Raw genomic sequence first — 18225 nt, forward strand, 5'->3', positions numbered from 1 at the left:
ACCCCAGCGTGTTCGGTCAGGTCAATCCGCCGTCGGCGCGGATGTTCTGGCCGGCGGCCAACCGGCTGGTGATCGCGCGCCCGATACCGCGCGATCCTCCGGTGACCAGGGCGCCCCGCCCGGCAAGCAGGTGGCAAGAGCTGGCAGATGGACTTGTCGAAGTGGTCATGTCGGCAACAGTGGCATCGATCGCGGCACGAATCGCTCCGCAATCGGTGAGAAGCTGATGACCATGGCCGACACCACTGTCCGGCTGCTGCGGCTGCTCGGGCTCCTGCAAACCCAACGGCTGTGGACCGGAGCCGAAATCGCGTCGCGGCTGGGCGTGAACACCCGCACGATCCGTGCCGACATCGCACGCCTGCGGCGGCTCGACTACCAGGTCGACGCCGTTCCCGGTGTGGCAGGCGGATACCGACTCAGTGCCAGCGCGACACTGCCGCCGCTGCAACTCGATGACGACGAGGCCATCGCGGTAGCCGTAGCCCTGCGCACCGCCGTCGGCGCCGGTGTGGTCGGCATCGGCGAAGACGCGGCCCGCGCGGCGACCAAACTCCAGCAGCTACTCCCGCCCCGGCTGCGTCACCGGCTACACACGATCAGCGCGGTTGCCGAGGCGATACCGGACTCTCGGAATCCGGTGGAACCCAGCGTCTTTCGGGATGTCGCCACGGCCGTCGAGCGCAGCGAACTACTCCGCTTCGACTACACCGATCGGCACACAACAGCCAGCGAGCGTCGTGTCGAACCGTACCGGCTGGTCCAGTCCGGCGGCCGGTGGTATCTCGTCGGCTACGACCTCGATCGCCAGGATTGGCGCAGCTACCGCCTCGACCGGATCTCACCGAAGACACCGACCGGGCCTCGATTCACCGCCAGAGACCTTCCCCCGCGCGATCTCGCGACTTTCGTGACCCGTGGACGGATGGCCGCACTGTGGAACTACACCGCCCGAGTGATCGTCGACGAGCCTGCCGAAACCGTCGCAGCGCGCATACCTACCGGCATCTGGACGGTCGAACCGATCGATCCGCACACCAGCGCGCTCGAGGCCGGGGCCCAAAGCCCGCAACTGCTCGCGGCATATCTCGCCGCGATGGACCTCGATTTTCGTCTAGAGGCAGGCCACGCGCCCGAGCTCGCGGCCGCCGTCACCGCGCTCGCGGCACGCTACACGGCAGCTACGCATCACTCCTGAGCGCCGGACTTCCGATCGTTGCTCCCGGGCGCGCGAAGCCGGTCCAGGGTGTCGAACTGATGGGTGGACCACATGCGGCGGGAGCGTTCCTCGGGGTACGGCCGCGTAGTGGGTGTGGCGTCGTAGACGCGAGTGGTTCGTGTCCGCGGATCGTAGGGCGCCCAGCCGGGTCCGCCTGTGGCCGCGAAGTTCACCCAATCGGTGCGCATGTCCGTGGAGACCTGGGTGATCTCGTTCGCGGCGTTCGGGTGGGCGGACCGGTGGGCGCGCACCTCGTCGGCGCCGAGCGTGCCGAAGACGAGCAGGAAATCGAGGCAGTGCGAGGCGCCCTGTTCCCGGTTGAAGCTCCAGCAGAGTTCATAGAGCCACACGGATCCGCCGCCGGTATGGGCGGCGTCGGCGAGATGCAGGCTGGGCATGCGAAACAGCCAGTCGGTGTTGAGGAGTTCGTACCGTTGGCCCGGGGTGGCGTCCGGGTAGGCGGTGCGGCAGTCGGTCGGCGCGAGGTGGTCGAATGCTGCGGCTATTCGCGCATCGCTCGGCGCACCGCCGGGACGGGAAGTGTAGAGCCGGTATTCGTCCCGGGTGTGTCCCACCAGAAGGTCGATGTCGCGCGCGGCGCCGCGAGCGAGTGCGCGCCACGGCGCCTCCGGGAGCACAGCGCCGTCGACGACGGGGGAGAACGGCGTCGGTGTCAGCGCCATCGGACCCCAGGATTCGACGAACTCCGGCATCTTCTGGATCACCGCCGCCGTCGCCTCGGTCAACGCGCGCGGCGGGATTCGGGCCAGCTCGTCGACGGTGGCTTTGGCGCCGAGTTCCGCGGCGATCGTCGTGGCGATCGCGGCGGCGAGCCGTTCGGAGAAGTAGGTGCCCGGCATGCTCTGACTGATCGCACGACGAAACAGTCCGGCCGCCGACGGCATGACGAGCAATGCGGCGATACACGCTCCACCGGCGGACTGGCCGAAGACGGTGACGTTGTCCGGATCTCCGCCGAACGCGGCGATATTGTCCCGGACCCATCGCAGCGCGGCGATCTGGTCGAGAATGCCTCGGTTGTCGGGAGCTCCGGCGATGTGGGCGAATCCTTCCACGCCGACGCGGTAATTCATGCTCACCATCACCACACCGGACGCGGCGAGCTTCGCACCGTCGTAGTGCGGGTTGGCGCAGTTGTTCTCCAGGTAGGTACCTCCCTGGATCCACACCATCACCGGTAGGCGCGCGGTGCCGAGGTCGGGCGACCAGACGTTGAGGGATAGGCAGTCGTCGGAACCGTCGTCGGTGCGGCCGGACACCGACGACATCACCGAAGCTCTGTTCGTCGCTTGGGGAACCGGCGGACCGAACACCACCGCGTCACGAATGCCATCCCACCGCTGGGCTGCGACGGGAGCCGCGAACCGCCGCGGGCCGAATGGCGGTGCGGCGTAGGGGATACCGCGGAAGACCGCGACATTGCCCTCCCGCCTGCCCCGCACGACTCCAGCTGCCGTGCGGACTCGAGGTTCGACTGTCACTCGGATTTCCCCCTTTTCCTCGAACTGTCGCACACCGCTTTCCGGTAGATCAACCGAATTCCACCAGACGCACAGGCTCGACGGGGGAGGTCAGCGGCCGGATTCCGGCTCGTCCGAGCGGGAGTGGTACGGCTGTGCCAGCCATCCTAGTTTTCGAGGGGTTTCGTAGGCATTGCGTTGCGTTTGATGCGACCAAACGTAAACGAATCGAATCGGGCTGTATGCGGGGAAGTCTCAGATCCTGACCGCCGATAATGTTCACTTATCGGCGGTTAGATCGGCGCACTAGGCCGATGCTTCCCCTTGTGCCGACATGGATTTCGTTTCGTGTGAATGCGTTGGAGACGACGAAAACAACGCTACGATTCTCCGGTGTCCAGCACCTGTAGCTATCCGGGATGCACCCGGCCCATCACACGCGGCGGCGGCCCCGGGCGACCATCGGAATATTGCGAACATCCCGACCACACGCGATGGCGAGCGTGGCGGGAAAGGCAACGGCTGCAACAGGAGTCGCAGACCCCCGCCGCTTCCGTCACTGTGACGCCACAGGGTCCGGTGACCGCGGCACGGGCGCGGGCCGATGAGCTGCTCGCTCAGTTCCGTAGCCTGGCCGAACAGCTGAGCAACAACCTCAATGCGGCCGTCGTCGAGCTCTCCACCCTGGCCGATCCTTCGATCGCCGAAGCGCAGGTCCAGGCCGTTCAAGCCGACGCCGCCCGGCGCATCGCGGAGGCCGAGGTCGCGACGGCCGCCGCCGAGCAGGCACGGCGCGAGGCCGAGGAGGCGCGGCGGATCGCGGAGTCCGCCGCCGACGACGCCGCCGCTGCCGCCGAACGTGCGGAAACGCTGGTCGCCGAGGCCAATACCGCGCGCGAGGACGCACTGCGCGAGGTCGAGCGGGTCAGCAAGCAGGCCGCCGACGACGTCTTCGCCGTACGCACAGAAGCCGAGGCCGAGATCCGCGCGGTGCGCCGCGAAGCCGCCGACGACGTCGAACGCGTACGTCAGCAGGCGGGCGAGGACGTGGACAAGGCGCGGCGCAAAGCCGCTGCCGAGATCGAACAGGTGCGCAGGGAATCCGCCCAGCAGATCACCGCGGCGGGCGCCGAACGCGACCTCGCCGTACAACGCGCCGCCGACGCCGACCGCGCCATCGACCGCGCCGAACAGGCCACCGCCGAACGCGGCCAAGCCCTCGCCGAGGCCCGCGAGGAACTCACCCGCCTGCGCGCCGAACTCGACAACACCCGAACCGAACTCGCCGACCTGCGCCGCACCGCCGCCACCGAAGCCGCCGCCTACCGCGCCGAAGCGGCCGCATCCCTCGAACAGGCCCGCGCCGAAGCCGCCCAACGGATCGCCGCCCTGGACGACGCCCGCACCCAAACCCTGGCCCGCGCCGAACGCGCCGAACGCCAACTCGACGAGCTGCTCGCCGCCACCCGCACCGGCGCCCCCACAGAACCGGTCCAAGGCCACTGACCGAAAACTGGAGCGCGAGCGAGGATCCGGCCACCGGCTGGGCTGCACTGTGGCTGTCCTCCACCGCACGACCATGTCAGATGACCCGGTCAGGGTCACGAACCCGGTATCCGGCTTCGCGGCAGGGCAATTCGCCACGGTGGACGGAGTCGACGACACCGAGATCAGCATGGTCGGGGGAGTGGTTCTCCGGGTTCATCGGCGGCTCGAACCGGGAGTGGCGCTGGGGCCGGGCATCACGACGGTCACCGCACCGTGGGGTCGGTCTGTGCTGCTCTCGGCGCAAGGCTGATCTCCGGAGCAGGTCCGCAAAAAGGGCAAACTTCAGGCTAACCATGTTCTGCGGTCATATCATGGAGCTGTGCCCGGAATCGATGGTGAGGGGCGTGGGGAATCGCGGGTCCGCGGGGGACGGGAGGCGATTCTGGTCGTGGGTGTCTGCTCCGTCGCCCTCGGCGTGCTTGTCGCGGTCTGGCCGGAGAAGTCCGTGCCGACACTGGAGCTGTTGTTCGGCCTGTATCTGCTGGCCTCCGGAGCAGCGCAGCTATGGATCGCCCTCGGCGCACGCTTCGCGATGCCGCTACGGACGCTGGTATTCGTCAGCGGAGCGCTCACGGTGCTGATGGCCGTATCCTGTCTGCGCGGAGGCAATTCCGTGCTACTGCTGGCCATGTGGATCGGGCTGAGCTGGACCATCCGCGGCATCACCCAGGCCACCGTGGCGGTGTGGGACGACGAGCTGCTCTCCGACAGCGGGCGGCACGAATTGTTCGGGCTGTTCACGATGATCGTCGGCATCGTCGTGCTCGTCCTGCCGCTCGAGGAACTCGACACCCTCGGACTGCTGGTCGGCGGGTGCCTCGCGGTGCTCGGCGGGCTGGAGATCGCACTGTCCGGCGTCGGTCGACCCGGCACGGTCCGGGTGCCGAGCACGACGCGAGTGCCCGTGCCACGCAGCTGAACTGGCGGGGCGCCCGCGCAACCGGTTCACTGTCTCTATGGCACCAACGGATCAGCGGCGTAGTTCGGCACGGCCTCCGGTACCGGGTTCGATGCGATCGCCGGCGGAACTCATCGTCGTCACCCACGGCGCGGCGCGTCCCATCGGCCCGATCGCCTTGCGAGACAGCGTCGCTGGTCGATCCCATCTACAAGCGACACTGCCCGGCGGCGCCCGGCTGGCCCCGGTCTTCGGTCCGGCCGATCGGCTGCCGGGGCGGTTGCGCGGCACCGACCAGGAACCGATCGGCGCGCAGTACCTGAACTACTTCGCCGTGCGCGGCGTCGCCGAAGACCTCGAAGCGGTTGCCGAACAGTTGCGGGAGGACGACGCGGTGGCCGGCGCGTACGTCAAACCACCGGCGGAACCGCCCATCGCACCCCAGTCCACCGTGTCCGCCTCGGCGGCCGCCGCCCCCGCGGTGACTCCGGATTTCCAAGCCAGGCAGGGCTATCTGGACGCCGCGCCGACCGGGATCGACGCGCGCTGGGCGTGGAGCAGGCCCGGCGGGCGCGGAACGGGCGTGCGGGTGATCGACATCGAAGGTGCGTGGCGCTTCACCCACGAGGACCTCACCCAGAATCAGGGTGGCGTCATCGGCGGCGAACCCTCCGCCGACGGAGGCTGGCGCAACCACGGCACCGCGGTCGCGGGCGAAATCAGCGGCGACGTCAACGGTTTCGGCGTCACCGGCATCGCGCCCGAGGCCACCATCCGCGCCGTCTCGGTGTTCGGCCCCGGCTCGGCCACGGCGATCCGCACCGCCGCCGACGCGTTGAACCCCGGCGACATCATCCTCATCGAACTGCACCGGCCCGGACCGCGCCGCAACTACCAGGGCCGCCCCGACCAACTGGGCTACATCGCCATCGAATGGTGGCCCGACGACCTCGCCGCCATCCGCTACGCCACCGCACGCGGCGTCATCGTGGTGGAAGCGGCGGGCAACGGCGGCGAGGACCTCGACGCGGCGCTCTACGACACCCGCCCAGACGGTTTCCCGGAGACGTGGCGCAACCCGTTCCGCGGCGGCGCCGCCGATTCCGGCGCGGTGCTGGTCGGCGCGGGCGCACCGCCGCCGGGCACGCACGGCCGCGACCACGGCCCGGCCCGGTCGCGACTGGCGTTCTCCAACTACGGCTCCCGCGTGGACGCGCAAGGCTGGGGACGCGAGGTGACCACCACCGGATACGGCGACCTGCAGGGCGGCAGCGACGAAGACTACTGGTACACCGACGAATTCAGCGGCACCTCGAGCGCGTCACCGATCGTCGTCGGCGCGCTCGCCTGCTACCTGGGCATCACCGCCGATTCCGGGCGACGCGACCCGGCACGGTTGCGCGAACTGCTCCGCGCCACCGGCTCCCCACAAACCGACGCCCCCGGCCGCACCGCCGCCCAGCGCATCGGCAACCTCCCCGATATCCGCGCCATGGTGGGGGATCCCCAGCGACCCACAACCGCCGACCGACACAGCTGAACTCGTGCCCCAACCCCGCACACGGCCCCGTCCCACATAGGTTCCGTACGCCTCGCATAGACACCGCCTATGCGAGGCGTACAGACGGTGTGTGGGAAGGGGCATCACGGCCCGGTACGTGCCGCGGTCGGTCGGTGAACCGTGGCACAACATTCGATGGCGTGCAGCCGATGTCGGGTTGAACTCTGTGTTTGCCGTGGCTGCGGCATGGCATGCCTTGTGGCGGTTCAGCATTGGGTGCGCAGGAGACTTGCGAGACGGGTAGATACGCGCTGACCTGCACCGCGACGGTGGGTCTTCTCGTCGGTGCCGCACCGCCGAGATGCGTTCACCCGCAGCCGGTTTGCCCGATCCGCAGGTTTGCGAGGAGTATCGGCTTCGCCCGAATGCCGGTATGGTTTCGGCGCGCGCAGGTGCCCGAATGCTGTCGCGAGATCCGACCGAGCACATCGAGGAGAGCTGGTGGCTGTCGACACCGTCCGCGAAGAACAGGCGATCCGCCGGTTGACCGACAGCCTGGTCGAGAACTACACCGAAACCCATTCCGCCGAACGGATCCAGACCGCGATCGGCTCCGCGCGGCAGCGTTTCGACGGGCGGCCCGTGCGGGAGTTCGTGCCGATCCTCGTCGAACGGATCGTGCGCAGAGAGCTAGAACCCGGACCCGCGGACGCCCCGACCGAACGCGTCGCGACCGCTCCGGTGACAAGCGACCGTCCGGACCTCACCGCCCGGCTACGGCAGTTCCCCCTGAACAACAAGCTCGCGCTGCTCGGCGGCGCGCTGGCCGTCGTCGCACTGCTGGTCGTCGTGCTCGTGGTACGCCAGCCCGACCCCGCCCCCTCGGCGGCGTCGACGCCCGCGCTCACCACCGTGCACGGCGTCGTCGGTTCGGAGAAGATGGCGTTCTTCGAAGACCCCCGCGTCGTCGAGGCCCTCGCCCGGCACGGGCTCGAGGCCGAGGTCGATCCCGCGGGCTCCCGCCAGATCGCCTCGATCGACCTGGCGAACCACAGCTTCGCGTTCCCCTCCAGCGCGCCCGCCGCCGAGCGGATCCAGCGCGCACGCAACGTCGCCACCAAGTACACGCCGTTCGCCTCGCCGATGGCGATCGCCACCTTCCGCCCGATCGCCGACCTGCTGACCGCGGCGGGCGTGCTGCGGCCCGGTCCGGTGCCGACCTTCGACATGGCCCGCTACCTCGAACTGGTCGGCCGCAACACCGAGTGGGCGCACCTGCCCGACAACACCACCTATCCGGTGCGCAAGAACATCCTGGTCTCCACCACAGACCCGCGGACCTCCAACTCCGCGGCGATGTACCTGGCCATCGCCGGGTTCGTGGCCAACGACCGCGCGGTCGTGCAGGGTGCGGAGGCCGAGCAGCGGGTGCTGCCGATCGTCTCGCGGCTGTTCACCGGCCAGGGTTACGCGGAGAACTCGAGCGCGGGCCCGTTCCAGGAGTACCTCACCGCGGGGATGGGGCCGACGCCGCTGGTGATGATCTACGAAGCCCAGTTCGTCGAGGCGGCCGCGCGGGGACAGCTGAAGCCGGACATGGTGCTGACCTACCCGTCGCCGACGGTCCTGTCCACCCACACGCTGGTGCCGCTGGACGAATCCGGCGATCGGCTCGGCCGCCTGTTGTCCACCGATCCCGAGCTGCAGCGGCTGGCCGCCGAACACGGCTTCCGCACCGGAGACGCGGCACAGTTCGAGCAGGTCACCACGGAGAACAAGGTGCCGGTACCCGCGAATCTGATCGATGTGGTCGACGCGCCGACGTTCGAGACCATGGAGCATCTGCTCGACGGGGTCACTCAGTCGTATAACTGAGATGTTGCGTTCGGGCGTATCGTGACGATGATCCAAGTGTAAACGGAAGTGTGACCGAGGGCCCGAGCGCGCAGCGCACACGGATAGGCCCCGGCGAGTAGCCGGAACGCAGGGAATCGAGTAGCCCGGCACTCGTGGCTGTGACCGGGTTTGGTGCCACTCTCCCTAGCTACAGGGGTTGGAGAGAGAGGAGCCCCATCGATGTTCGGCATACACACCCACGCGATCGAGCGGTCGAGCGCCACGGCCACCGGCACGCACGCCATGCTGGTGTTCGGCACGGGCGTGGACTGCTATCTGTCGCATCTGCCGACGTTCGAGGCGCGACACAACTTCCAGGTGCTGCTCGCGGTCGATCTCGACGAGCACGGACGCCGCGCGCTCGGCGCCGACCGCAGGATCGGTTACGAGGGATTCCACACCTTCGAACCCGAGTTCTTCCCGCTCACGGAGCTGGATCCGCACGGCGACCGGCCGCGCACCGAGCTGCGCGGCACGCTGTACCGGGGACACCTGGAACGCGGCGGGCCGATCGTCGCGCGCGACGTCGTGGCCACGGTCCGCGACGTCGTGTACTTCGCCGAACTCCAGCCGTACGGCGGTGACGAACTGCTGACGCACCTGTGCTTCGGCCGTCCCGGCCGGCTGTATCTCGCGCACCGCATCGCGCGGCGGCCCAGCTTCGATCAGATCGTCGCCGTGCGCCTCATCCCCGGCACGGTCACCGACATGCTCGGCAGGCCGTTGTCCGACGACGTGCACGAACGCGGTTTCGACACCGCGCAGCCGATCATTCTGGGGCAGCGCGAGTTCCACGGTCAGCGCCTACGCACCGGGGAGATCGCGGTGGCGGCGTTCCGCGCCACCCCGTCGGTCGGCGGCGCGCAGGGCTTCCTCGCCGAGCTCGCGGTCGAACGCCAGATCTACCTGGAGGTAGCGGATCTGGGCTGACGCCCGCTCTGATCCCGCGTGGTCAATACGCCGGAGGTCGCGAACCGCCCTGACTTCGGGCGGTTCGCGTGTCGCTCCGACGGAGGACGCGTGCGGGCCGGGTCGGCCGTTAACGTCGAATCATGTCCGGTGCCACCGAATCCGTGCTGCCCGCCGCGACTACCGGACGGCGGATCGCGGAACTCGACATCCTGCGCGGCTTCGCGCTGCTCGGAATTCTGATCACCAATGTCACCGTCGCTACGATGCTGTGGTCGTTCGACGGAACCCGAGACCATCCGCGCGAGCGGTATCAGGGCACCGTCGACCAACTCGTCACCGGTGTGGTGGACGCGCTGTTCTCCGGACGGTTCTACCTGCTGTTCGCGTTCCTGTTCGGCTACTCGTTCACCCTCCAGATCGCGGCGGCCCAGCGGGCGGGGGTCTCGGCCAATGCGCGATTGCTGCGGCGTTGCGCGGCGCTGATGGCGATCGGGCTCGCGCACGTCTTCCTGCTCTGGATCGGCGACATCCTGACCCTGTACGCGATGTTGTGCCTGATCCTGATCCTGTTGCGGAAGCTGCGGCCGCGCACCGCGCTGATCACCGGCGGCGTGCTGTACGCGCTGTGGTGCCTGTGGGCGTTCGCGCCGGGTTCCGGCGGCGACCCGTACCAGGCGCTGGCACAATTCATCGACCTCCCCGCGCTGCGCGAGGGCTACACCGGCGGTTTCGCCGACACCCTCGACACTCAACTGTCCTACGCGCCGCTCTTCCTGCTGCTCACCTGGCTGGCGCAAGGAATGACCAGCCTCGGGCTGTTCCTGATCGGCATGGCGGCGGGCAAACGGGGTGTGTTCGAGGACGGCCAGACATTGGATCGGTGGGCGCCGCGCGTGCTGGCGATCGGGCTGGGCATCGGTGTGCCGATCTCGGCGGTGACCTTCGCGATCTCGGTCGGCTGGGATGGTCCGTGGTGGTGGTTCGGGGTGCAGGAGTTGGTGAATCCGGCGATGACCTTCGCCTACATCGCGGGCATCGTGCTGCTCGCCCGAGCGCCGCGCACCAGGCGGGCTATCGCCCGGCTCGCGCCCGCGGGACGGATGGCGGCCTCGAACTACATCGGGCAGTCGATCGTGTTGATGGTGCTCTACACCGGCTACGGATTCGCGCTCGCCGACAAGGTGCCGCCCGCCGGGGTGATCGGGCTGGCGCTGCTCACCTACGCGGCGCAGCTCGCGCTGAGCGCGTGGTGGTTGCGCGACCACCGGTACGGTCCGGTGGAATGGCTGTTGCGGGCGGTCACCTACCTGCGCGCACCGGCGTGGCGTAATCCGGATCACGTCCCCGCGAAAGAGGGTTGACGCCAGCGGGATTGGGCCGCTAACTTAGCAAACCTCATGGGTTTGATTTTCCTGTTCTCCTGATCGCGCCGTACGCGTCGAGCCTCGCTCCGCGTCGGTAATCCCCGCACCCTCCCCACCGCTGTCGCGGTCGTGTCGTCGTGTGCGGGTTCCCCATCGATCCGGCCCGATCGGCCGAGAACAGGAGGCACCCTTGCTTACCGCTGCTCAACTCACCCTCTCCGACGTCACCAAACGCTACGACGACCGGGTCGTGCTCGACCGGGTCTCGCTGACCATCAAGCCGGGCGAGACCGTCGGCATCATCGGCGACAACGGGTCGGGCAAATCGACGCTGCTGAAGGTCATCGCCGGGCGCGAACACCCGGACAACGGCACGGCGACCGTCACCGCCCCCGATGGAATCGGCTATCTCGCACAGACTCTCGAACTCCCGGGATCGGCGAGGGTGGCCGACGCGATCGACCTGGCGCTGGCCGACCTGCGCGAGCTCGAAAACGAATTGCGTGCCGCGGAGGCGGCGCTCGCACTGCCCGGGCCCGTCGAGCAGCGGCTCAACGCCTACGGCGAGTTGCTCGCCCGCTTCGAGGCGCGCGACGGCTACGACGCCGACACCCGCGTCGACATCGCGCTCACCGGCCTCGGCCTGCCCGGGCTGGATCGTTCGCGACGATTGGAGACCCTGTCCGGTGGGGAACGATCCCGGCTGGCGTTGGCCGCGACCCTCGCGGCCGCGCCGGAACTGCTGCTGCTCGACGAGCCGACCAACGACCTGGACGACCGGGCCGTTGCGTGGCTCGAACAACACCTGCGCGGGCATCGCGGCACCGTCGTCGCGGTGACCCACGATCGGGTGTTCCTGCAGCGCATCACCTCCACCGTCCTGGAGGTGGCCGAAGGCGCGGTGACTCGGCACGGCGACGGCTACGCGGGTTACCTCGCCGCCAAGGCCGCGCAGCGTCGTCGCCGCGAGCAGGAGTACGCCGACTGGAAGGCCGAGTTGGCCAGGAACCGTCGCCTGGCGGAGTCCAACGTCGTTCGCCTCGAGGCGATTCCGCGGAAGCTGCCGCTCGCGGTGTTCGCCGCGGGACCGTTTCGCGCGCGGGGGCGCGACCACGGGGCGATGTCGCGGATCCGCAACGCCAAGGAGCGAGTGGCGCGGCTGACCGACAACCCGGTCTCCGCGCCGCCGGATCCGTTGCGATTCGGCGTCGACCTCGTCCGGGCGAGCGAGGCCGAAATGTCTTGTCCGGTGGCCGAACTCGAGGACGTTGTCGTCGAGGGCAGGCTGTGGCTCGACGGGCTGCGCGTCGCCGACGGGGAACGGCTGCTCATCACCGGACCCAACGGAGCGGGCAAGAGCACGCTGCTTCGGGTCCTCGCCGGTGAACTCGCCCCCGACCGAGGGTCGGTGCGGGTCGCGGGGCGCGTCGGTTTCCTTCGTCAGGAGGAACTGCCGTGGCCGCCGCGGCTGACGGTGCTGGAGGCATTCGCCCTGGGCCGCCTCGGACACCCGGACGACCACGCCGACACCCTGCTGGCCATGGGCTTGTTCCGTCCCGCGGAACTGCGCTTGCGCCTCGGCGAACTGTCCTACGGGATGCGCCGCAGGCTCGAACTGGCCCGGCTCGTCGCCGAACCCGCCGACCTACTGCTGCTCGACGAGCCGACCAACCACCTCGCCCCGGGCTTGGTGGAGGAATTGGAGGCCGCGTTGGAAGGTTATCCCGGCGCGGTCGTCGTGGTGACTCACGACCGCGCCATGCGAAACCGCTTCGGCGGCAGACGAATGGAGATGTCGGCGGGCGCGCTGGCCGCGTGAAGTTCGGCGGCCAGGCGTGTTCGGTCGCCCGCCAGCTCGAGCCAGCTGATCGGATCTGGTGCCCCGAGGACAACGAGGCGTTCGCCCTGGGCCGGTTCGACGGATTCCTCGTGGATTCAGCCCCGCGAGGTCGACAGGAGGTGCAGAAGCAAGTCGGCGAACTCGGCCGGTGCATCGGTGAAACCGCTGTGCCCGCCGGGGAATTCGGTGACCGCTATGCCCAACTCGGCGGCCAGGACGTATGCGGGGCGCGCGGGCAGGTGGAGCGAGGTGTCGCGGCCCGCGCCCAAGACTAGGCGGTCGGTGTGGCGACGTAGGGCGGCGAGGTCGGGGTGGTGCGAAGTGAACTGGCGCAGTTCGTGTTCCATCATCAGCGGGGCGTTGGCCGTCAGGCGGGCGAGCATGGCGGCCGTGCGCGGCGGGACGGATTCGGGAGCAGGGAGCGGTTTCAGTGTTCCGCCGATGCCCTCCAGGAATCGGGCGGAGGCGGCGACCAGGCCATTGGTGCGGAACAGCTGATGCACTTCGGCGACGAACGCGCGCTGCTCGGCCGCATCTGGGAGCAGTTCGAAGAGCGGGGGTTCGTGCGCGATGACGCGGGCGATCCGCTCCGGATGACGGACGAGCAGCTCCAGCGCCACGATCGCGCCGCCGCTTCCGCCGAAGACCGAGGCGGAATCGCCTGCGGGCGTGAGGTGTTCGATCAACCGGAAGGCGTCGTCGGCCTGCACCTCGACGCGCTGATCGACCGGTGTGGGGGAGTCGATGGTGCTGTGCGAGTAGCCGCGCGGGTCGATCGCGACGACGGTGTAGCGCGCGGCGAGGGTGTCGGCGATCGCATCGAAGATCACGGCGTCACCGCCGCTTCCCGGCAGAAGCAGCAGCATCGGGCCACGGCCGCGGATCTCGTAGTGCAGTGTCGCGCCGGGCACGCGCAAGGTCGCGGCCGTAGGCTCGGTTCGGGTGCTCATGGATTCGCCTTCTCGTCGGTAGTCGGCCAGTGGGTCAGCGCGGTGTGCAGGGCGTCGAGGATCGCGGCCCAGGACTCCTCGGCCGGACGGGAATGTCCGAAACCGCCCGCCGCCTCCAGCGTGGCGAAGCCGTGAAAAGTGCTGCGCAGCAGTCGAACCGCGTCGGTGAGTGCGGGCTCGGCCAAGCCGTAACCGCGCAACATGCCGTAGGTGAGCTCGATGGCGCGCGCGAAACCTGGCGCGTCGATGGCGAGTTCGGGGTCGAAGGGGATCTGGGTGGCGGCGTAGCGGCCGGGATGGCGCAACGCGTAGTCCCGGTACGCGCCCGCGTAGGCGACCAAGGCGTCCTTGCCCGACCGCCCGGCCACCGCGGCGGCGATCGACAGGGTCTTCTCGTCCGCCGCCAGTATCGCGACGCGGGCGCGCAGCTCGCGCAAATTCGCCACGTGCGAGTACATGCTCGCGTCTTTCACGCCGAACTGCCTGGCCAGGGCCGACACGCTGATGTTGTCGAAGCCGACCCGATCCGCGAGATCCGCCGCGGCACGGGTGATCCGGTCAGCGCTCAGACCGGCGCGTGGTGCCATTTCATCGCTCCAAACCTAGTACATCTAGGTTTTACCCTAGAGGTCATAGGTTGAGTTGTCGAGTTGTGCTGCACCGGTGCTGGTGGCCTGGCGAATCCACTCACGCTGCCGCTCACCCGCGCCCTCGATCAGCACTCCAGCCGACCACGAGCGCCCAGCAATCCGAAGGCGTTCGTTCTCAGGTACTTTCGGGGAATGGGCGATATCCGGGGGTGGTGCCGAGCTCTCGGCGCGATGGTTCTCATAGTGGCCGCCACACTGGTGGGCGGAGATATCGCCGAGGCGGACGAGCCTGCCTTGGAGTGGGTCGATTGTGCTGCGCTGGAACAGATTCCGGGCCTGGGCCAGCTGAAGTGCGCCACACTCGACGTGCCGATGGACCACACCGTGCCCGGCGGCCCTACGGCACGTATCGTGCTGTTCAAGGCGCCAGCGCGTGATCCAAGGCAGCGACTGGGCAGCCTCGTCATCAACCGGGGCGGACCTGGTTACCCTTCGTCGGTTTATCTGGCCGGCTTGGTGTCCGGCGCGGTGCCGTCCCCCTGGGACGACCGGGTCTGGGATCGCTACGACGTGATCGCGGTCGATCAGCGCGGCGTCGGCTTCGCTACACCGGCGGTAACCTGCTTCGATCCGACCGAAGCCGTCGCGTTCGGATCCGATGCCACGGTTGTTCCGATGAACCCGCAGGATGCCGCGGTGCGTTCGGCCCGAGACGCCGAGTTCGCCATCGCATGCCGACAACGCCACGGCACCCTGCTCGATCATCTGACCACGGCGGCGGTCGCCCGAGACCTCGACCTGGTCCGCGCGGCCCTCGGCGAACCGAGACTGAACTTCCTCGGTCAGTCCTACGGCGCCGCGCTCGCCCTTGTCTACGCGAATCTTTTTCCGCGCCAGGTTGGTTCGTTCGTTATGGACAGCGTGCTGAATCCGGTCCAAGCTTGGTCCGGACCCATCGACTCGGTGTCTTCGGAACGAACCGGGAGCGATGTCGCGACGGCGGAGGCGATGCACGAAGCGCTCCGACTCTGCGCCGCGGGGCAGTCCTGCGCTTTCGCCGCCGACGATCCGGCGCGGGCCTTTCCGGAGTTGCTGGCAAGGCTGCGGGAACATCCCATACCACTCGTCGCGGCGGACGGCGCCCGCACCTCGCTCACCTACTCCAAGCTCGTCGCCTACGTGGGTGGCGTGCTCTACCAACCGTGGGTGTGGCGCGAGGCGGGTCTCGATCGGCTGCTGCACCTCGCCTATCGAGTGGCGACCGCGCCGACCGACACCGAGGCCGCCGAACTGGCTCAGCTCGTGATCGAGCAGATCGATGCGAGCGGACTCGACCGCGCCTACTCGCTGTTGGACGCGCCCTTCAGCGCCTTCACCTGCAACGACAACCAATTGCCACGCTTCGCCCCCGCGTGGTGGGCGAGTGCGCAGCGCCGCGAAGCCGTCGCACCAGGTTTCGCGACTCTTCGCGCCTATGGCACCAGCATGTGCGCGTTCTGGCAGTCGACACCTGCGGACCGCTACACCGGCCCCTGGGAGGTGCGCACCGACACCCCCGCACTGATCCTCAACAGCCGCTTCGACCCGGCCACACCCCTGTCCGGAGCCCTCGACGTCGCCCAACACCTCGGCGGCAGCCGTGTACTGATCCACGAGGGGATCGGCCACATCGTCACCCAACAGTCCAGCTGCGGCGTCCGTGCGATTTCCGACTACCTGACCTCGGGCACCCTCCCCGCCGAGGGCGAGAGCTGCCATCCGGACGCAATCCCGTTCGCCTGAAGCCTTGCCGACGACAGCCGCTCCGCTCGACCCGGATCGGTTCTCACCGTTGATATCCATCGACCGGTTGTTCACCGGCTCGGCTCATTCGATCGCCCTCGACGATCCGGACCGGGTCGCCGAGGGCGTCGGCCAGTTCGTCGAGTTCATCGACGGCCCATGGCTGGCTGGCGGGCCGGCCGGACCACTCTCGCAGAGCTCGTTGCCGCAGCCGAACAGCCACAGCAGCGGTCGTACGGGATGCGTATCGACTCCCGGCTGGTGCAATCCGCCGCAGCGTTGTGCACGCTGGACGGCCGCGATGACCTCGCCTCCGATCTGATGGCGTGGTTCCTCGCGAACTACGAGTTCCGCAACGACCGAAAGCGTGAGCAGGCAAAAGCATTCGACCGAACTCTGCGCGATCGATTTCCCGGCTACGATGCCGCGCGAGCCCAACGGTTCGGCCAGACACGAACACAGCAGTCGCCCCGAATCCCGAGCGCCGACGGAAGCAGGAGCCTGGGGGCGAGGTCAGCAGAGGGTGTCGCGAACCTGGAGCGGCCGGTACCCGGTCGGGCCGAGCTGCGCCAGCTCGGCGTCGATGTCGGAGGGATCCGGTTGGATGAGGCCGTGACTGTCTATGACGTAGCCCGCCGGCTTCCGGCCATCACCGACCTGCGGGATCTGTGCCGCTCGCTTGCGATGCTCGATGCGATCCTGAGCCCGGACTGGGAAAGCCGGTATTACTCCTTCGACGCCGCTTGGACCGAAGGCGAGGAGATGGCCTCGATGAGCAACGGGTCCGGAGACGAGTACACCATCGTGTTCTCTGCGGCCGGGGTCTATGTCCGCGGCTTCAGTCACGAATCTCCAATGAGCCCATATGGCAATGACGGCGAGCCCTGGCCGGGAGTGATCGATGATGTTCCCGATGTCTTCGAACGCTTCGTCGAGGAGCCGGCGTTCACCGACGAAGACGGCGTGCCCATCGTGACGGCCTGCTTGTGGCGGGACGCGACAGACGATCGCTGGCGCCACGGCACGATCGACTTCCCTTCGGACCGGGCCGATCCCGATGGTGCGACCGATCTGTTTCGACTCCTGATCGACCGCTCACCCGAAGCATTCCAGCGCTATGCCGAGGACTACTACGAGGTCCCCGTGGACCTGGAAGCGGTGCGTGCCGTGTACGCCCTGCGGCCGCTGAACCAGGAACTCGTGTCGTTGCTGAACACAGAGATCACCCTGGCGGACCTGGCCCGAGACATCTCCGAAATCGGCTATCCGCAGGCCAGCTGAAAACCGATCTCTCGGGATACCCGAAGCCGCCGAGCGTTCGAGCGCTGCCGACCTCGGCTGACCGAATGCGGGTCGAATCGCTTACCTGGCCGCGAAGAGTGCCTGCATCAGTCGGCGCTCGGGAGCCTGGCCTCGCCCGGCTTTTGGCGAACTGCCGTCCGGACGAGCTCGGAGATCCGTGCTGCGGGTACGGGGACACCGGGGGTTTGCAGTGTCCAGCGGAAGAACTCCTCGAGGTTCATGGCGGGGCGTTCGCCGAGATAGGGCTCGATGTAGACCAGGGTGTTGGGTTCGCTGCGCCAGCTGGCGGCGAGGGGGCCGATGTCGACCGCGTCGTAACCGAGCACGTCCAGTAGGCGGGTGGCCTCGGCTTTGGCTTTCGCGTCGTCGCCTGCGATGGGAAGGGCGCTGCGGTCCGGTGCGTCAGCGGGACGGGCGAGGGAGACGATTTGGTGTGGCGTGATGTTGTTGAATGCCTTGACCACCCGGGCATCTGGGAGATGGCTCTGCAGCAGGGCGCTGGAAGTCGATGTCGCTGTGTCGAGTTCGGTCAGGTGGCCGTCGCGCTCGGGGTAGTAGTTGGACGTGTCGAGTACCGTTTTTCCGGCCAGCGCGGCGGCGGGCAGGTGTGCGAAGGCTGTGAGCGGGATGGCCGCGACCACCAGGTCCGCGGCGCGCGCTGCTTCCGCCGGGGTTGCCGCTCGGGCGCGCCCGCCGAGTTCGGCGACCAGGTCGGCGAGGGTCTCGGGGCCTCGCGAATTGCTCAGGACGACCTCGAGTCCTGCCGAAATGGCAAGGCGGGCAACAGAGGAACCGATCATTCCGCTGCCGATGAGTGCGAGTGTGTGCGGCACAACTTCTCCGTTCGTTCGTGTTGACGGAAACCGGCGAGCGAGTGCGCGCCTGGCCCGACTGACAGCATGGAACCGACGCGATCACCCGACCAGGCCCGGAGTTTGCGTA

Annotated in this window: 16 protein-coding genes and 1 pseudogene; 11 read left to right on the forward strand and 6 right to left on the reverse strand. The window is 68.4% G+C overall.

Annotated features, from left to right (window positions below):
• Positions 1 to 16: 16 nt before the first annotated feature.
• Positions 17 to 169: a hypothetical protein gene (locus AB0H49_RS04255; protein WP_357247997.1), complete on the reverse strand. Its 153-nt coding sequence runs from the start codon at positions 167 to 169 to the stop codon at positions 17 to 19.
• Positions 170 to 232: 63 nt separating this feature from the next.
• Between AB0H49_RS04255 and AB0H49_RS04260 the strand changes: the two genes are divergently transcribed.
• Complete coding sequence (locus tag AB0H49_RS04260; RefSeq protein WP_357247017.1) at positions 233 to 1198, forward strand: WYL domain-containing protein; 966 nt, start codon at positions 233 to 235, stop codon at positions 1196 to 1198.
• On the opposite strand, the gene AB0H49_RS04265 is transcribed toward AB0H49_RS04260, so the two are convergent.
• Complete coding sequence (locus AB0H49_RS04265; RefSeq protein WP_357247020.1) at positions 1189 to 2721, reverse strand: carboxylesterase family protein; 1533 nt, start codon at positions 2719 to 2721, stop codon at positions 1189 to 1191. The genes AB0H49_RS04260 and AB0H49_RS04265 overlap by 10 nt on opposite strands.
• A 558-nt stretch (positions 2722 to 3279) precedes the next feature.
• Here AB0H49_RS04265 and AB0H49_RS04270 point away from each other — a divergent pair.
• The 8 genes from AB0H49_RS04270 to AB0H49_RS04305 all read left to right on the forward strand — a co-directional run bounded on the left by AB0H49_RS04270 (position 3280) and on the right by AB0H49_RS04305 (position 12638).
• The gene (locus AB0H49_RS04270) at positions 3280 to 4206 is read left to right on the forward strand and encodes a hypothetical protein (RefSeq protein WP_357247023.1); all 927 of its coding nucleotides are present in this window, start codon (positions 3280 to 3282) and stop codon (positions 4204 to 4206) included.
• A gap of 73 nt (positions 4207 to 4279) precedes the next feature.
• Positions 4280 to 4498, forward strand: a complete 219-nt coding sequence (locus AB0H49_RS04275; RefSeq protein ID WP_357247026.1) for a hypothetical protein — start codon at positions 4280 to 4282, stop codon at positions 4496 to 4498.
• A gap of 69 nt (positions 4499 to 4567) precedes the next feature.
• Positions 4568 to 5167: a DUF308 domain-containing protein gene (locus AB0H49_RS04280; protein WP_355001681.1), complete on the forward strand. Its 600-nt coding sequence runs from the start codon at positions 4568 to 4570 to the stop codon at positions 5165 to 5167.
• Between the two features lie 91 nt (positions 5168 to 5258).
• Positions 5259 to 6686 carry a S8 family peptidase gene (locus AB0H49_RS04285; protein ID WP_357247029.1) on the forward strand — a complete coding sequence of 476 codons (1428 nt, stop codon included), beginning with the start codon at positions 5259 to 5261 and terminating at the stop codon, positions 6684 to 6686.
• A gap of 462 nt (positions 6687 to 7148) precedes the next feature.
• On the forward strand, positions 7149 to 8522 hold the full coding sequence (locus AB0H49_RS04290; RefSeq protein WP_357247031.1) for a three-helix bundle dimerization domain-containing protein: 1374 nt from the start codon (positions 7149 to 7151) through the stop codon (positions 8520 to 8522).
• 201 nt (positions 8523 to 8723) lie between these two features.
• Positions 8724 to 9473, forward strand: coding sequence for a hypothetical protein (locus AB0H49_RS04295; RefSeq protein WP_355001678.1), 750 nt, complete (start codon positions 8724 to 8726; stop codon positions 9471 to 9473).
• A gap of 122 nt (positions 9474 to 9595) precedes the next feature.
• Positions 9596 to 10816, forward strand: coding sequence for a DUF418 domain-containing protein (locus AB0H49_RS04300; RefSeq protein WP_357247034.1), 1221 nt, complete (start codon positions 9596 to 9598; stop codon positions 10814 to 10816).
• 193 nt (positions 10817 to 11009) lie between these two features.
• On the forward strand, positions 11010 to 12638 hold the full coding sequence (locus AB0H49_RS04305) for a TlrC/CarA/OleB/SrmB family ABC-F type ribosomal protection protein (RefSeq protein WP_357247037.1): 1629 nt from the start codon (positions 11010 to 11012) through the stop codon (positions 12636 to 12638).
• 116 nt (positions 12639 to 12754) lie between these two features.
• Here AB0H49_RS04305 and AB0H49_RS04310 read toward each other — a convergent pair whose 3' ends face one another.
• Both AB0H49_RS04310 and AB0H49_RS04315 read right to left on the reverse strand, forming a co-directional pair.
• Complete coding sequence (locus tag AB0H49_RS04310) at positions 12755 to 13609, reverse strand: alpha/beta hydrolase (RefSeq protein WP_357247040.1); 855 nt, start codon at positions 13607 to 13609, stop codon at positions 12755 to 12757.
• Positions 13606 to 14196: a WHG domain-containing protein gene (locus AB0H49_RS04315; protein ID WP_357247043.1), complete on the reverse strand. Its 591-nt coding sequence runs from the start codon at positions 14194 to 14196 to the stop codon at positions 13606 to 13608. The genes AB0H49_RS04310 and AB0H49_RS04315 overlap by 4 nt, the downstream gene beginning before the upstream one ends.
• Before the next feature lie 246 nt (positions 14197 to 14442).
• On the opposite strand from AB0H49_RS04315, the gene AB0H49_RS04320 reads away from it, so the two are divergent.
• Positions 14443 to 15981: an alpha/beta hydrolase gene (locus AB0H49_RS04320; protein ID WP_357247046.1), complete on the forward strand. Its 1539-nt coding sequence runs from the start codon at positions 14443 to 14445 to the stop codon at positions 15979 to 15981.
• Positions 15982 to 16024: 43 nt separating this feature from the next.
• On the opposite strand, the gene AB0H49_RS04325 is transcribed toward AB0H49_RS04320, so the two are convergent.
• Positions 16025 to 16204 carry a hypothetical protein gene (locus tag AB0H49_RS04325; protein WP_357247049.1) on the reverse strand — a complete coding sequence of 60 codons (180 nt, stop codon included), beginning with the start codon at positions 16202 to 16204 and terminating at the stop codon, positions 16025 to 16027.
• A 17-nt stretch (positions 16205 to 16221) separates the two neighbouring features.
• On the opposite strand from AB0H49_RS04325, the gene AB0H49_RS04330 reads away from it, so the two are divergent.
• The gene (locus tag AB0H49_RS04330) at positions 16222 to 17262 is read left to right on the forward strand and encodes a hypothetical protein (protein ID WP_357247052.1); all 1041 of its coding nucleotides are present in this window, start codon (positions 16222 to 16224) and stop codon (positions 17260 to 17262) included.
• A 107-nt stretch (positions 17263 to 17369) separates the two neighbouring features.
• On the opposite strand, the pseudogene AB0H49_RS04335 reads toward AB0H49_RS04330, so the two are convergent.
• Positions 17370 to 18182, reverse strand: a pseudogene (locus AB0H49_RS04335) (NAD(P)-binding domain-containing protein); the annotation flags it as partial.
• Between the last annotated feature and the right edge of the window lie 43 nt (positions 18183 to 18225).

Origin of the sequence: Nocardia sp. NPDC050713 (assembly GCF_040654315.1) — a bacterium.
Lineage (GTDB): Bacteria > Actinomycetota > Actinomycetes > Mycobacteriales > Mycobacteriaceae > Nocardia.